At 44.3% G+C, this 15,240-nt stretch carries 13 protein-coding genes; 5 read left to right on the top strand and 8 right to left on the bottom strand.

All coding sequences use genetic code 11. From position 1 onward, the window contains the following. Window positions 1-78 precede the first annotated feature (78 nt). From HRT75_RS03555 to rlmB, 3 genes are read left to right on the top strand one after another with little or no spacing between them, the layout of a single operon-like run. Window positions 79-1,662, top strand: coding sequence for a SusD/RagB family nutrient-binding outer membrane lipoprotein (locus HRT75_RS03555; protein WP_291182764.1), 1,584 nt, complete (start codon window positions 79-81; stop codon window positions 1,660-1,662). 20 nt (window positions 1,663-1,682) lie between these two features. Further along, entirely contained in the window at window positions 1,683-2,660 is a 978-nt protein-coding gene (locus HRT75_RS03550; protein ID WP_291182762.1) for a hypothetical protein, read from the top strand. Between the two features lie 60 nt (window positions 2,661-2,720). Then, window positions 2,721-3,464, top strand: a complete 744-nt coding sequence (rlmB, locus tag HRT75_RS03545) for a 23S rRNA (guanosine(2251)-2'-O)-methyltransferase RlmB (protein ID WP_291182760.1) — start codon at window positions 2,721-2,723, stop codon at window positions 3,462-3,464. 2 nt (window positions 3,465-3,466) lie between these two features. Here the strand turns inward: rlmB and HRT75_RS03540 are convergent, their stop codons facing one another. Then, complete coding sequence (locus HRT75_RS03540; RefSeq protein WP_291182757.1) at window positions 3,467-4,225, bottom strand: rhomboid family intramembrane serine protease; 759 nt, start codon at window positions 4,223-4,225, stop codon at window positions 3,467-3,469. A gap of 130 nt (window positions 4,226-4,355) precedes the next feature. Here HRT75_RS03540 and HRT75_RS03535 point away from each other — a divergent pair, with 130 nt between their 5' ends. Both HRT75_RS03535 and HRT75_RS03530 read left to right on the top strand, forming a co-directional pair. Next, window positions 4,356-4,955 carry a hypothetical protein gene (locus HRT75_RS03535; protein ID WP_291182754.1) on the top strand — a complete coding sequence of 200 codons (600 nt, stop codon included), beginning with the start codon at window positions 4,356-4,358 and terminating at the stop codon, window positions 4,953-4,955. A 57-nt stretch (window positions 4,956-5,012) separates the two neighbouring features. Continuing rightward, complete coding sequence (locus tag HRT75_RS03530) at window positions 5,013-6,290, top strand: replication-associated recombination protein A (RefSeq protein ID WP_291182752.1); 1,278 nt, start codon at window positions 5,013-5,015, stop codon at window positions 6,288-6,290. A 1-nt stretch (window position 6,291) separates the two neighbouring features. On the opposite strand, the gene HRT75_RS03525 is transcribed toward HRT75_RS03530, so the two are convergent. From HRT75_RS03525 to radC, 7 genes are read right to left on the bottom strand one after another with little or no spacing between them, the layout of a single operon-like run. Beyond that, window positions 6,292-9,660: a VCBS repeat-containing protein gene (locus HRT75_RS03525; protein ID WP_291182750.1), complete on the bottom strand. Its 3,369-nt coding sequence runs from the start codon at window positions 9,658-9,660 to the stop codon at window positions 6,292-6,294. A 3-nt stretch (window positions 9,661-9,663) separates the two neighbouring features. Continuing rightward, the gene (locus HRT75_RS03520) at window positions 9,664-10,518 is read right to left on the bottom strand and encodes a hypothetical protein (RefSeq protein ID WP_291182748.1); all 855 of its coding nucleotides are present in this window, start codon (window positions 10,516-10,518) and stop codon (window positions 9,664-9,666) included. After that, window positions 10,515-11,918: a DUF5723 family protein gene (locus HRT75_RS03515; protein ID WP_291182746.1), complete on the bottom strand. Its 1,404-nt coding sequence runs from the start codon at window positions 11,916-11,918 to the stop codon at window positions 10,515-10,517. Before HRT75_RS03515 ends, HRT75_RS03520 begins: the two co-directional genes overlap by 4 nt. Before the next feature lie 3 nt (window positions 11,919-11,921). Then, window positions 11,922-12,461, bottom strand: a complete 540-nt coding sequence (locus HRT75_RS03510; RefSeq protein WP_291182744.1) for a hypothetical protein — start codon at window positions 12,459-12,461, stop codon at window positions 11,922-11,924. 54 nt (window positions 12,462-12,515) lie between these two features. Then, a complete protein-coding gene (locus HRT75_RS03505; protein WP_291182741.1) occupies window positions 12,516-13,205 on the bottom strand; it encodes a YjjG family noncanonical pyrimidine nucleotidase in 690 nt (229 codons plus the stop codon). Continuing rightward, entirely contained in the window at window positions 13,198-14,496 is a 1,299-nt protein-coding gene (locus tag HRT75_RS03500) for a polysaccharide deacetylase family protein (RefSeq protein ID WP_291182739.1), read from the bottom strand. The genes HRT75_RS03505 and HRT75_RS03500 overlap by 8 nt, the downstream gene beginning before the upstream one ends. A gap of 3 nt (window positions 14,497-14,499) precedes the next feature. After that, the gene (gene radC, locus HRT75_RS03495) at window positions 14,500-15,198 is read right to left on the bottom strand and encodes a DNA repair protein RadC (RefSeq protein WP_291182737.1); all 699 of its coding nucleotides are present in this window, start codon (window positions 15,196-15,198) and stop codon (window positions 14,500-14,502) included. Window positions 15,199-15,240 lie beyond the last annotated feature (42 nt).

The following is a 15,240-nucleotide window of genomic DNA, read 5'->3' as shown; positions in this document are numbered from 1 at the left end:
ATGAAAACAATCTATAAAATCTTTTTACTTGCGTTAATCTCGAGTGGATCATTATTCTACTCTTGTGAGACAACCGAGTTGGAACAACTTGTAAGTCCGAACGCAATCTCGCCAGAACAGGCAGACCCAGATCTGTTACTTAACACCATTCAGCGTGCTTTTGTAACAAACGCTATCACGTTTAACGATAGATCTGCAGAATTGACACGTATCGACTACATGTTTGGACGTGACTACTTCAACAACTACAACTCTTCTACCTTTGATGGTGTATGGAGTCGTACCTACAGCAGCATCTTCGCTAACGTTCGTATTATTGAGCAACAAAACGAAGCTAACGGTGGAGGACTTGAATTTCACTTGGGAGTTTCTAAAGCTATCGAAGCTTATACATTGATGATGTTAGTAGACTTCTTAGGTGATATTCCACTTTCAGAAGCTCTTAACCCAGATGAGTTCCCTAATCCAACCCTAGATGACGACGCTACAGTTTACGCTGCTGCTCGTGCTCGCTTGGATGAGTCTAAAGCATTCTTATCTGGTGCTAGCGTTGGATCAGCTACTGACTTCTTTTACGAAGGAGACACAGACAACTGGACTCGTTTGGTTAACACATTGATCATGCGTCATTCATTGACTACTGGAAACCTAGCTGAATTCAACACGATCGCTTCTAGCGGTAACTTTATCGCTGATAGCTCTCAAGACTTTGAGTTCAAATATGGTACTCAGTTATTGAACCCGAACACTCGTCACCCAGACTATAATGCAGACTACACTGTATCTGGTGCTAACATTTACCAGTCAATGTGGTTGATGCGTCTTATGCAAGATGCTGATGCTGCTGATGGTTCTGATGATGACCCACGTATTCGTTACTATTTCTTCCGTCAGGCAGATTGTACTCCTGGTGCATCTTGTCAGCCTGAAGGAAATGGTGAGACACTTTCTTGTTCTCTTGAATCTGCTCCACCACAATACGCTGGTATCCCTTACTGCTTCTTAGAAGATGGATACTGGGGTCGTAACCACGGTGATGATGACGGTACTCCTCCAGATAACTTTACACGTACTGCTGTAGGTGTATATCCTGCTGGTGGATTATTTGATGACAACAGTTTTGGAGGACTTAACCAAGATGTTGGTGGACTAGGAGAAGGAATTGAGCCTATCATTCTTGCTTCTTACGTTGACTTCTGGAGAGCTGAAGTAGCTCTTGCTGGTGGATCTCCAACAGCTGCTGCTGGATTTGTTGAAGCTGGTTTAACTAAGTCTATCGCTAAAGTTCAATCTTTCGGTGCACTTGATACAAACCGCGACACGTCTTTCGAGCCAGACGCGACTACAGTATCTGACTTTATCGCTGCTAAATCAGGGATGATTACTGATACTTCTGACGACTCTTGGAATGCTCTTGCTGAGCAGTACTTCGTTACTATGTTTGGTGGTGCTGGTGATGCCTACAACTTCTACAGAAGAACAGGTTACCCAACTACACTTGATCCAAACGTAGAGCCAGATCCAGGTGTGTTCCCAAGAACTTTCTTGTACCCATCTGTAGAGGTTATTGCGAATCCAAACGTTACTCAACGACAAGACAACGCAACGCAGGTATTCTGGGATACTCAACCAGCTGGACCAGCTTTCCCACCTGCTAACTAATTGAAAAAAAATTGATAAGAATGAAAAATCTATTAAAATTTGCCGCACTAGGAGCTGTACTCGTTATGGGTACAACTTCTTGTGAGGAAGACTCAAACAATACGATTGATCAGGTATTTGACGGTGTAACTAATGGTGCTGTTCTTAGAACTATCGCTATTACTTCAAATGAACTTCCTTTAGGTTCTACTGACGCTGTATTCTCTGTTGAGATCGAAGAGCAAGACAATCAAGGTGGAGCACTTCTAGAAAGTGTTGACGCTTACTTGACTTTTGCTGATGGTTCTGCTGACGAAGGTGATTCTTCTGCAGCTACCACTGAGGAAGTATTTATCCGTAACATTCCAGCTAGCGAGTTCTCTCCAGGACCATTCGGTCTTCCAAGAACTACTTACACGCTTACTTTAACTGAAATGTTAGCGGCAGTAGGATTAACTGGTGATGCGATTTTTGGTGGTGACACCTTTACTACTCGTTTCGCACTTAACCTAACTGACGGACGTGTATTCTCTGTAAACAACGCTGGTGGTATCATTACCGGTGGTTTCTTTGCTTCTCCATTCCAGTACACTACTCCAGTAGTATGTCCTGTAGGTGAAGAAGAGTTCCTAGGACCATACCAAATCACAAACGGTGTTCCTGGAGTACTTGACTTCAACGTATTTGAAGAAGGAGTAATCGTAGAGATGTATTTCCCAGAAGGTGGTACTTCTGTAGATCGTGCTTTCGACTACGTATACCTTCCTGATGCTGGTGTAGGACAAGATCCTGTAGATTTCGCAATGCAGTTTATCTGTAACACAGTTGTGATTCCTCCAGGACAGAACTCTGGACTGCAGTGTTCTTCTGGTCTAACTATTGGCCCATCTCCAAACGGAGACTTGGGTGAGTACACAACTGGAGATGACTCTGTATTCATCATCCGCTTTACTGATAATGAAGGAAGCGATTGTGGTGAAGGACCAAGAGACGTGTTCGCTACACTTACTAAACAATAAGATTCTCACTTATTATATAGAAAAAGCTGCCTTTCGAGGCAGCTTTTTTATTTTTGCCCTATGGAAGAACAAGTCAGTCGTATCTACGGTATTCACGCTTTAGAAGAAGCGCTACAAGCCTCAATGAATATTTCTAAAGTATTTGCTCAAACCAATCAGCAACATCCAAAAGTAAAGGCCTTACTTAACGAATGCGCAAAACAAGGTGCGACGATCTCTTATGTTCCCATGGAGAAACTTCAAAAACTCTCCAAAGGACGCAATCACCAAGGAATCGTTGCTAACATTGCTCCGGTTTCTTTTGTGACCTTAGAAGAAATGGTCACTATGGCCAATGAGGCTTCTACCCCTCCCCTTTTCATCTTATTAGATCAGATCAGTGATGTCCGAAACTTTGGCGCTATTATTAGATCTGCGGTGGCAGCCGGCGCCCATGGTATCATCATTCAGAAAAAAGGTGGCGCACCTGTAAATGCAGATGCCGTTAAAACCTCTGCAGGTACTTTATTCAAAATCCCAATTTGTAAGGTTGATCATATCAAAGATGCCCTGTTCTATTTTCAAGCTGAAGGCATCCCATTGATTGCCGCTACCGAGAAGGGCGAACAATCGCTATACAATACTGATCTTAAAAATGGTTTTGCGCTAGTTATGGGTTCAGAAGGTCGTGGTATTAACCCTTCTGTACTTAAGATGATCGACACGCAAATACACATTCCTATTGCTGCAGAAGTAGATTCATTGAATGTAGCAGTTGCCAGTGCGGTCATTCTGTTTGAAGCCAAACGTCAACGCCTGTCTTAAACTTACTCACTGTCCTTTGAGGACGGCTTAAAATTGTATTTGATCTCGATCTTTTGCGGTTGATGATCTGTTTCATCCTCCGGCTCTGGTTCCGGCTCATCGGGTACAAAATTACCCTGTTCATCAAAACGTCTCATGAATGGATCCTTTGAAGGATCAAATTCTGGATGCTCCCAGGGGTAGTGATATTCTTGGGTCACTCCGCTTTTAACAACTCCAGCGAATACAAAACCCACAAAGAATCCGGATAAATGACCTTCCCAGGAGATCTTTGGATCGATCGGAAACACATACCACAAGAGTCCACCGTATAAGAATACCACTATTAGGGATAAAGCTATAAGTCTGTAGTAACCACTAAAGACTCCTTTAAAGAATAGAAAACTCACAAGCATGTAGACGATACCACTAGCGCCTATATGAAAAGCAGGTCTACCGATCAGCCAGGTCCCTAGTCCAGAAAGTATGGCGCCGTAAAGCAAGACCTTCCAGGCTGCTTTTGGATAAAAGTAAAACAGAAACCACAGCAGTGCTACTAGAGAAATACTGTTGTTGGTCAAGTGACTGAGGTCTTTGTGGATGAAAGGAGTAAACACAATTCCCTTTAAGCCTTCAAAAGTTCTTGGATAAACACCCCAGCTGCGCAAGTTTAGATCAAACCGGAGATCCGCCCATAGTGCAATCCACAACAACATGACCAAACCCACCGAAATAGCGATTCGGCGAAATTCAAAAACAGAAGGATATTCGATTTTTTGCATGCGCAACTAAAGTATCAAAAATTCGGCCAAGTGTTCTGACCTGATTATTTGGCAGTTTACGCAACCCTCTAGCCCCTCCGCAGTCTTAAAAGAAAAGATCACTATAAAAACACGCATCAACCGATTAACAATGCTATTCTTAGCGCTGCTCGCCTCAGCCTGCAGCAAGACAGATAACCTTGAGGGATCTGAACAACAAGCAGAAACCGGCCCGAGCAAGCAGGCTTCAATTCGCGTATCCCAACAAATTGAAAACAAACTGCCTTTTGAAAAACTGCTGACTCCGCTAGACGAAGACGAGTTCACCGGAGATTACTGGGTAAAACAGATCACACCCAGCATATTTGGTTATGACACCTTTGATCCTGACGGTGGCGGAGTTATGCTCACCTTACTCAACGATGCCATGGCATCAGGGATTACTGCAGAGGCTGTCAAATTAAATGAAATGCAACGCGCATTTGACGCCGTCTATTTGGCAGAACTCGGATTCGACATTCCGACAACTTTCATTATTGAATTCTTTTCAGAGAGAGCGTACTTCCCATATGAAGAATACACCGGATTGGCTTGCGGTGGCGAGAACATAACTCTTGGTTTTCCCTTAGGCGCTACTGGCCGCTTTGATGTCGCAAACGATTCCATTTTCACTTTGCGGTTTCTCGATGACGTTACCAACAGTTGTTCGGGGCAGCAAGTAGACGTTGAATTGCTCTTTACAAAACTCTAAGGAATTTGCTAAAAATAGTAGCAGTGCTTTTGGTTTAAAATCTTGTATTTTTAGGCCATGAATGCACCTTTGGCAGAACGGATCCGACCCAGAACGCTGGACAACTATATCAGTCAGCAACACTTAGTAGGGCCTGAAGGGTCACTGACCAATCAGATCAAACAAGGCATACTGCCCTCTTTGATCCTCTGGGGACCACCGGGAACGGGTAAGACAACTTTAGCTACCATCATTGCCAATACGGTAGAACGTCCCTTTTTTAAACTCAGTGCAATTAGCAGTGGTGTTAAAGATGTCCGAGAGGTGATCAATCGGGCTAAAAAAGAAGATGGACTTTTCACTACCAAAAACCCTTTGCTGTTCATAGATGAGATTCATCGCTTCAGTAAGTCTCAACAAGATTCTCTTTTAGAAGCCGTTGAAAAAGGTTGGGTTACCCTAATTGGCGCCACAACAGAAAATCCAAGTTTTGAGGTAATTCCCGCATTATTGTCACGCTGTCAGGTCTATGTGCTCAATGCCTTCTCTAAAAACGATTTAGAGGCACTTTTAAAGCGCGCAATTGCTCAGGATGACATACTGAGTAAAAAAGATATAAAACTGCAGGAAACAGAAGCTATGTTACGCATTTCTGGAGGTGACGCCAGAAAATTGCTCAATATCCTCGAATTGGTTGTTGCCACGGCAGATTCTGATAGTGTAACTATCACTGATGATCTGGTCACCCAAAAGGTACAACAGAACGTAGTGCGCTATGACAAAACCGGAGAACAGCATTATGATATTGTTTCTGCCTTTATTAAATCGATACGAGGAAGTGATCCTAACGCAGCAGTCTATTGGCTGGCCCGGATGATCGAAGGCGGCGAAGATGTAAAATTCATTGCGCGCAGACTTTTGATCCTAGCCTCTGAGGATATTGGCAATGCGAATCCGCAGGCGTTAATGGTTGCCAACAATACTTTTCAAGCCGTAAGTGTTATTGGTTATCCGGAAGCTCGAATCATACTTTCTCAATGCGCCATTTATTTAGCAACCTCAGCAAAGAGCAATGCCTCTTACGTGGCCATAAATGAAGCACAAGCGGCGGTAAAGGCGCAAGGTGATTTACCCGTACCTTTATCCATTCGCAATGCTCCTACTAAATTGATGAAAGAATTGGGTTATTCAGAAGGTTATCAATACGCCCATAATTATGAAGGCAATTTTGTACCGCATCAATTCTTACCGGAAGAACTCAGCAATTACAACTTTTACCGACCTGGGAATAACAAAAGAGAACGCGCCCTTAAAGACTACCTGAGTCAGCTTTGGAAAGACAAGTACAAATTCTAGCTTAGGATTTTACGAGCTCAAACACTGCCAGAGGCGCATTGTTCCTTCCAACAAGCACGAGTGTTTTGCCCGTCCCTTTGTGGTTTATTGCTGTTATGGATTTGGCGTCACCTTCTACGTAAAAAGTTGATGGCCCGCCACTAGCTTTGAACGAATCGTCTTGCCACTGCAATACCAATCCGGTTCCCATATCCATACGCGGGGTTTCTACCTCTGTATTGTAAATATTACCCACTGCCACAAACGCCGGAGAACCTTCCGTATCAACATCCAAAGTAATCCCGCCTAAAATAGGAGCAGTTTGTGCATAAGCTGGCAATTCGGTGAGATCGTGTCCACCAGAACTATTACTGAGTAGCACCATTGAGTGAAACTGATTGACCTCTCGTTGGTAGGCGCTGTTCAATTTGGCGCCGTAAATGTCTTGCAATGAAGCGTTCGCAAAGGCGGCATAAGTTTCAAATTTCTGAGCGATGAAGGGCATTTGCTGAGAAGAGCACTCTCTACCTCTAACCGGAACATCCCGACCGTTGTATTTACTACTCAAAACCAGATCAAAGGTTCCGTTATCATCAAAATCATATCCGTAAACCTTAAGTGGGGAACTCGCAGTAGCCTTGTACTTGCTATTCACGCCAAGATTGCCGAGGATGTAATCAGGTTTCCCGTCTTTATTGAGATCGGCTTGGTTGATGGAGAACCACCATCCTTTTTGGTCGGCCAGACCAGCTACGCCTTGATAGGCCTCAAAACTGCCTTGATTGTTGCGATACATTTTCACCGCATCCCATTCGGTAGCCAAGATAAGATCGGACCAACCGTCATTGTCAAAGTCAGTCACCAATAGATCGTTTACTAATCCTAGACCCGCAGCATCTGGAAATGCAGCACTTCCCGCCGGTGAAAATTGTCCACTACCGTCGTTCTTTAGCAAATAACTCGGCGCGGCTTGTGGGTATTGCTGTGGAAGCATACGATTCCCGACCATCAAATCCATATCGCCATCCTGGTCAAAATCTATTGCTGCAACAGCATGTCCACTTTGTTTAAAAGACGCTAAACCTGAGTTCTCACTTTTGGTAAAACCGCCCTGACCGTCATTGAGGTACAAGCGGTCGGTGTATTTAATGGATCCCTGAGCAAAAGCGTTTCCACCACTGACCACATACAGATCCATATCTGCATCACCATCGGCATCAAAGAAAACTGCTTTCATATCCTCAGCATCCGCATCTGTAGTAAAAGCTGGAACACGCACGCGGCTAAAACCGCTCTCCGTTTGTTTGAACAAATAAGCGCTCTGCCCTGCAGCACCGCCTACAAAGACATCTTCCAATCCGTCACCGTTAATATCCGCTGTGGCCATAAAAGGTCCCATGGTTGACTGTTTATAAGGCAGAAGTACCTCTAAGCTAAAGTCGTTGTAATCGTTTTCTTTATGCTCAAAATCCAAGCCCATTGCTGAAGCTGTGGCCTTAAGCATAGCCTTTGACGGATTTACATTACGGCCAGAATCTGTAGCATCTGCCTCTTTAAAGGTCAATGTGCTATTGGCTGTAATATTGTTTCTTATTTCTTGCTTTCCACTAGGCCAAACCACTTTTACCTCAGCAACTTCTGAATCTTTTCCTATTCCAAAAGAAGCAGTATTGGTCGTTGCAGAGAGGTATCCACGTACACGCTTGGCCTCAATGAGCTGGGTGTTGCCCGATTTTTGTGTCAAAAAGATCTGCGGAAAGGCTTCGGAAAGCTTCCCTTCTGTTTTGACTGTTATAAAATTATTCAGGCTGCGCTCCACGGCAGTGTTCTTATAAACAAACGCAGCTTCATCAATATTGTTCACTATCAGTTCCAGATCCCCGTCATTATCCAAATCTGCGTAAACGGCACCGTTGGAAAATGACGGATTGGCCAATCCCCACTGATAGGCTTGGTTCTCAAAGGCCAGATCTCCTTTGTTCCAAAACATAATGTTAGAGAGCTTCTCTGAGGGCATGGCGTCATAGAGTTGCTTCTTCACTTCAACAGGGACCTGCCCAGCATAAGCGCGTTGTACCTCGGCCACTTGACGGCGCAAATCGTTATCTAAAGCATACCGTCGGTAACCGTTGGTCACATAAATGTCTTTATTTCCGTCCAAATCGTAGTCCGTCATCAAGCCAGCCCAAGACCAATCTGTTTTGGCCATTTTGGTCTGTTGCGCCACATTGATGAACTTGGCGTCACCTTGATTGAGCTGTACCGAATTGTACATATACTGATACGGCATATCGTAAGTATCCACCAGCAAAGAAAAACGAGCTTCATTCATTGAGGCCATAAGGGTTTTAGATCTGATGTGATCACTAGAGGCCATATCGAGTACAAAGATGTCCTTGAGGCCATCGTTATTGAGATCGCCTATATCCACACCCATCCCATAAAAAGAGACTTGCTTGGTAGTTTCTTTAACCTGATTCTTAAAAGTTCCATCACCTTGATTGATGTAAAGCGCATCGGGCACGTAGTAATCGTTGGCAACGTAAATATCCAGCCAGCCATCTTGATTGATATCGCTAACGCTGAGTCCCAGTCCAAAAGAGGCGTTGAGAACACCAGCGCGTTTGGTCACATCCGTGAAACGCCCTCCATCATTGCGATACAAATGCGTACTGCTGTTGTATAGATTGGCGTCGCTTTTATCAATAGTCGCGAAGAAGCGCTGCGGATCCAAACCGTAAAATTCATTTTCATTGGAGACTACGCAGTCCAGGTCACCGTCCTTATCATAATCAAAGAAAGCCGCTTGAGTGCTGATCCCTCGGTCATTCAATCCGTAGGCTTTGGCGGACTCTTCGAACTCAAAATTTCCTTTATTGATGAACAGTAAATTCTCGCGGTCTTCCTTTTGCTTTGGCCCTCCTTGACTCACATAAATGTCGAGCAAACCATCGTTGTTGACATCGGCCACGGTCACTCCATTGGCCCAAACTTTCCCTTCATTGATCTTAGCGGCTTCACTGACATCTTCAAATTTCAGATCCCCGAGATTCTTGTAGAGTTTGTTGGGCTGCTGATTACCAGCAAAGAAAATGTCTTCTAGACCGTCACCGTTCAGATCAGCAACAGCTACTCCAGCTCCGTTATAGAAATAGTCGAAGTTGAATAGGTTCTCCATGGTAGAAACGTCATCTACCAAAGTATTGGAGAAATTGATCCCGGTCTGATCGACCGATAAAAGCTCAAATAAGGCTTTGCGCGCCTCTTTGGCTTCATCTTTGGGCTTTTTCGTACTTGCTTTAGCCGTTCGTTCTTCTTCTTTATTGGAGTCCTCACAAGCGACAATCATGACGCTGAGCACTGCCAAAAACAGCATTCCAATTCTGGTCATGGTCTATTGTTTAGGTTTGAACAACATGGTCACAGTCTGATCCATTCCCTCTATGGCGCGTTCTATCTTGAAGTTATCGCCTTCAACATATCCCTTGCCATTAAACTGCTTGGTTTTGATGTCATATACACCGTCTTCTTGTGATGCATAGGATTTTCCAATGACTTCTCCCTTGTACATGATCACATAAACATCGTCTTTGAAAAGAAGTTCATAGTCGTTATATACCAATGCCTTTTCTTTGATCTCCTCGACTTCTTCAATCACAGTGGAACCTGTAGCAGGGGTTGCATCCGTTTGTGTTTCAACGGTTTCAGCAACTTGCTCTTTTTCTTCTACAACTTCAATCTCAAGTGGTGGTGGAGGTGGGTCTAATTGATCTACAGTATCTTCAACAACTTGCTCTTCTTCTGTGGGCTCAGGAAGTGCAAATTGATTTACATTGAGCTCTGCAATAGAGATAAAGGCTTCTCTAACGGCGCCGTGAAACGCTTTACGGTAATCTTTGTCCTTGCTTTTTCCTTCTGCGGAGGTGAACAAGGTATTTCCTTCACAATCGTTGATGTTGATCACAATCTTGGAATGCATGAAGTTTTCCATCCCTTGCACATCGGCGTATAATCCTTTGCAGGGTTGCTCTTTCAAATAAAGCGGCAATTCATTCCCGATATACGCATTAAAACCGTGCTTCTTGAACAAAAAGCGAACCAGTGAATTCACTTGGTACTGATCCTTCCCTTTCAGGAATTCAAATTGGTCAGGTACAAAGATGTAATGGTAATCGTGAATGCTGCTTTGTGCAGTGGAAAGCGAAGTGAAAAGAACCGCTGCAATCAGCGCGAGGAAGCGTAATTTCATTCCGAAGATAATTTAAGATTTAGCCCTAATTGCAAAGATACATTTTTTGCCCTTGCAACATTGCCATATCTCAAAATGTTATCGACTGTAAAATAGAAGTTAACGGGGCCAATATCGGCGGCAAATCCCGCCCCCAAATTGCTGGCAGAATACTCATCGACTGTATAAGCAACCTTAGCTGACAAAAAACCTGTAAGTCTGCGATAATAAAAGGCAGACAAGGCCATATGAGGTCTTCTCGGTCTGATCACGCTGAAGAACTGCAATCCGAGTCTCTCGCGCCAGCGCGTGCTTTCTTTGTTTAAGCAGTTACAATCTTCTCCTTCTCCAAAGGTTCCAAAACCATAGGAAATGGCCGCATTGACCTTTGTAGGTCGCATTTGCAGATAGGCTGTGGTCAACGTATCTCTAGGGAATGCCTCGTCCAGATCATCAGTCAATCTGCGGTAGTAATCTACCGTGCGTTGTCCATCACTCAAGGGAGGAAAAATAAACTCGATCCCGTTAAGCACGTAATCGCCTCGAGCCGTATAACGCTTAACATCATTGCTGTGATAGACAAAGCCCAGATCCAAAATACTGGCGTCAAAGGTCCAGTTTCGGTTCCAGTCATAACTGATCCCCAAATCAACACCTACGCCTAAGTTTCCGCCAAGCATGGCGCGTTTAGCAACTTCACGCCCTGGGCTTCCCGCCTCTGATATTGCATCAATTCCGGAAGTTCTTAACTCGAGATCCGCATTGGTCACAATATGTTCGTAGATATTTACCGTTCCCGGGGTTTCTGTGGTGACAAAGGTTCCTTGGTTCCCGGTGGAACTTGCATGGGCAATATTGGAATACAACTTGGCGCGTGCTCCTACTCTTAAATTTTTATTGAACTGTCTGCTGATCCCGACATGATAAACCATCAGAACCTCAGAGGTCACACTGAGTTGTCCCAAATCAAAACTTCTGCCGATATAATTGCGGTTACCCTCCCAAGCTAAATCGGCTAAGTCTTCTGGAAAGTAAGCCAAGACATCCAATTCTTGATAAAGTCCAGCAGACCAATAATCCCCTTTTTTATTGCGCCAACCCGCACTGAGAATCTCCAACTGTTGATTCACAGTAAAAAAGTCTCTAAAACTCATTCCCGCAATGGCTTCTGTTATTCGTTGATTGATATCAACGGATGATTCTTGAAAGATGTCAAAAGCACTAACACCACTGGAACCTCCGTGCAAGTAAACCTGAGATAGTCCAGGCAGTCCTGCATGAAAATCCTGGGGCATATCCGCCGCCGGATTCACCAAAAGGGATTGAGGAATGTCCTCATACCCAAAAACAATCGTTTTGTTTTGGGCAAGCATCCCTGTTCCCATCAGCAGGACAAAAAGAAAAGCCAGTAAGTTGCGCATAGTCTAGTACTCCAAGAAGTAAGCAGATTTAGATTGTAGGTTCAAAGTTCCGTCCAGGGCTTCTACCGTTTCTGGACTCGACACACTGATCACCACGCGCGACGAGCTGGTTAAGGGGCCCAGTTCGGCAGCTGTGTCAAAGACTTCGAGGTGTTCAGTAATTACGGGGGCGGCTACAGTTCCCGCTGCAATTGGAATATCAAACTGATATTGTACTTCATTGGTCAAGGTCATAAATTCAACCTCGAGCTGAAAATCGCGGGGAATGCTATTGGTTAGTCTAAAGAAAACCTCTGCACGTACCAGAGATTCCTGAATAAAACTGTCGTCTAAAAATCGAACATTCGTGGTGTCAGTCACCTTGAATGCTTCCCCCAGTTCACCACTGGATTCGAACATAGAAGTATCTACCGTGAAGTACACGAGATCCAGTTCATATTCCGGACTAAGGGTGATTTGATCTGCTTGCTCAAAATCTGTATCCTTGATACAGGAGCTCAAACAAAAGACCAAAGCGAGAAGAAAAAGGGCTTTCAGTCGCATATTTTAGATTTGGGTTGGCTAAATATACAACGTTTTTAAAAAGGTCGTATTGCCTTAAAGGTAGTTTTTAATCGATGGAAGGTCATCGACTACAATACGTTGAGGATCAACTTGCTGCTTTCTATAATTAAAAAACACGGTATGTAAGCCTACCGCCTCAGCTCCGAGAATATCAGCCTCAAAACTGTCCCCGATCATTACAGCATGCTCCGCAGTTACTCCTGCCAGTTCTAAGGCGTGGTAAAAAACTTTGGGGTTTGGTTTTTTAACCCCGACGTCTTCTGAGGTCGTTACGGTACTAAAGAAGTGTGCAATCCCAGAGTTCTGCAATTTCTTGTGCTGCACTCCGTGAAATCCATTGGTAATCAAATGCAATTTGTATTTATCCTTAAGGTATTCCAAAAGATCTTCCGTACCGTCAAACAAGTAATTGTCCTTAGGCAACTCCTCAATATATTGAACCGCCATGGCATCTATGGTCTCCAAAGGATAACTCAGCTCAAATTTAGCAAAGGCATCGTTGAGCCGGCCGCGTCTTAAACCTTGCTTGTCTATTTGTTCCTCCCGATAGAGGCGCCAGTATTGTAGATTGATCGGTTCGTATACCTCCAAAAAATCAGCGAGCTTCAACGGAATAGAAAAAGTCTTAAACACGCGCTCAAAGGCCAAGCCTGAGTTCTTATCAAAGTCCCAAAGGGTGTGATCCAGGTCAAGGAAGATGTCCGTAATTTGCTCTTTATTCATGCGTTAAATGCTGGGTGTAAAGGGTTCTCCAAAATCGATTGTCAAAACTCAATGCAAAGGTATCATTGCGCATCAGCATTACCAAAGAACCACCGACATTCATCAAACCAGATTTATATTCCTTGACCAAAGTCTCAATTTCTTCTGTGGTAAGATTCTCCAGAGCTGTTTGAGCAATGGAATACGGCACCAATCGCAGCGGAGTTTGCACCTCAAAATCGAGATCGTAAAAATAAAACGGTCTGCTGGTCCCTGCTCTAAAACCCGGAGTATCACTGTATCCCATGGAATAATTCTCATCCACTTCTAGATCTACCAAAGCTCTGAGAATATCAGGGATGTTCAGCACTCCTGAGGCATTTATACTGCAGGCCACAGGTCTGTTGGTAATGGCCTCCAAACGGCGTTTCTCTTCTTTGAGCTGTTTGAGATCTGTCAATGCGCGGTGCGATATACGCAAACCTACTGGGGCGTAATCTGCTGCGGATTTGATCAATCTTCGGTACGCCTTTTTGTGATGCGAGATGTTGTAATCGTCTCTGGAATAATCTCCCACTTGAAAGAAACAACGGTAATTAACCTGATGCTCCTTGCCTACCTCAGCCAACCAATCAAAGGTGTTGTGCGGATCCTTGCTGAGCAACAGCAGCACCCGTGTCCGGTGCGCAATGGCCCTAAATCGGAAGCGAAAAAGATCAGAGAAGTATCCGAAGAAACTCCTCAAAAAGCCTTTACTCTTATACTCAAAGGCCTGAGGCACATCAATTAGGTTTTGAATCTCAAATTCTGGTAGTTGATACTTAATTTCTGGATAGGTTTCTCGCAGTGCTTCTAAAAACTTATGGGCCCAAATATCCACCACAGCTTGGTTCAAAAAATTTGAAGTCGCAGCCAAACTCTCTGCCGCTGGGTAGCGCCCCATAGCATCTTTTACATGTGGCAAATACTCCTCGTAACGGCTGAGCAAATAAAAGCTAGCCGCAAAAATATCAAAGGGCAAACTACTGTCTGGGGAGGTCGCAAAAAAGCCAACGGTCTGTTCCCAAGGACGCACTCGGATCTCAATATCTGTGATTCCTTGCTGAAACAGCAATTCACGACTTTTAATATAAAAGGTGTTGTTTCCCTGCCCGCTAGGCCCGTACCAGATCTTTGGCCCTCCATGAGCCACAAAGACAGGAATCTCTGTGGTAAAAGCAATAGGCATACCCAAGAGCCTCGTACAAATATGTTTAAAAACATAAGTGAGTCTCGGCGTGTTCTTAGGGCTGTAAATTAGCAGTGAATCCAAGGGCTACAACAGGTGTTTGTCTGCAAAGCTAAAGTACGCTTTTTCAGTCACAATGAGGTGATCCAAAACGGTGATATCAATTGCCTTAGCAGCTTTGACGATCTTTTGCGTTAAGGTAATATCGGCCTGACTAGGTTTTAAGGTTCCCGAGGGATGATTGTGTACCAAGATCATCCCAACGGCCTTGGCTAAAAGGGCTTTTTTAAGTATGATCCGTACATCGACCAAAGTCCCGGTATAGCCGCCGCTACTGATCCTTGCTCGTGACAAAACCCCATGCGCATTGTTTAGAAAGAGCACCCAAAACTCTTCGTGATCCAAATGCCCAAGCAAGGGCTCCATACAGGTGTAGGCAGCAGCACTGCTGTTGATTCGCTTAGTTTTTTCTGCGGAGCTGTCTCGGCATCGCCGACCCAATTCAAAGGCGGCTACTATGGTTGTGGCCTTAGCCAAACCAATACCAGAGATCTCTAAGAGCTCCATCACTTCTGTTCTGGACAGCCGATCCAAACGATGATCTGCAGCTTTTAAAAGTTCACGCGCAAGCCCTAAGGCGGATAAGTCCTTATTTCCGGAACGCAGCAGAATAGCCAACAGTTCTTCTGCAGTCAAATGAGACGCTCCAGCGCTCATTAAACGCTCCCTGGGTCGCTCCCTATTTGGATTTTGTTTCAGGGAATCTTTCTGAGATGAATTTGTCAAACTTTAGGTATCTTGTGGGAAGAAACCACCTAAATGCAAGCT

The sequence above is a fragment of the Gilvibacter sp. genome, assembly GCF_013214815.1.
Taxonomy (GTDB): domain Bacteria; phylum Bacteroidota; class Bacteroidia; order Flavobacteriales; family Flavobacteriaceae; genus Gilvibacter.
Note: the sequence above shows the minus strand (reverse complement) of the source record. Positions and strands in the feature narration are given on the sequence as shown.

What these genes read in the sequence shown, in the direction of transcription:
- HRT75_RS03550 (WP_291182762.1), top strand. Translation starts at nt 1,683, where the DNA reads ATGAAAAATCTATTAAAATTTGCCGCACTAGGAGCTGTACTCGTTATG.
- rlmB (WP_291182760.1), top strand. Translation starts at nt 2,721, where the DNA reads ATGGAAGAACAAGTCAGTCGTATCTACGGTATTCACGCTTTAGAAGAA.
- HRT75_RS03540 (WP_291182757.1), bottom strand. Translation starts at nt 4,225, where the DNA reads ATGCAAAAAATCGAATATCCTTCTGTTTTTGAATTTCGCCGAATCGCT.
- HRT75_RS03535 (WP_291182754.1), top strand. Translation starts at nt 4,356, where the DNA reads ATGCTATTCTTAGCGCTGCTCGCCTCAGCCTGCAGCAAGACAGATAAC.
- HRT75_RS03530 (WP_291182752.1), top strand. Translation starts at nt 5,013, where the DNA reads ATGAATGCACCTTTGGCAGAACGGATCCGACCCAGAACGCTGGACAAC.
- HRT75_RS03525 (WP_291182750.1), bottom strand. Translation starts at nt 9,660, where the DNA reads ATGACCAGAATTGGAATGCTGTTTTTGGCAGTGCTCAGCGTCATGATT.
- HRT75_RS03520 (WP_291182748.1), bottom strand. Translation starts at nt 10,518, where the DNA reads ATGAAATTACGCTTCCTCGCGCTGATTGCAGCGGTTCTTTTCACTTCG.
- HRT75_RS03515 (WP_291182746.1), bottom strand. Translation starts at nt 11,918, where the DNA reads ATGCGCAACTTACTGGCTTTTCTTTTTGTCCTGCTGATGGGAACAGGG.
- HRT75_RS03510 (WP_291182744.1), bottom strand. Translation starts at nt 12,461, where the DNA reads ATGCGACTGAAAGCCCTTTTTCTTCTCGCTTTGGTCTTTTGTTTGAGC.
- HRT75_RS03505 (WP_291182741.1), bottom strand. Translation starts at nt 13,205, where the DNA reads ATGAATAAAGAGCAAATTACGGACATCTTCCTTGACCTGGATCACACC.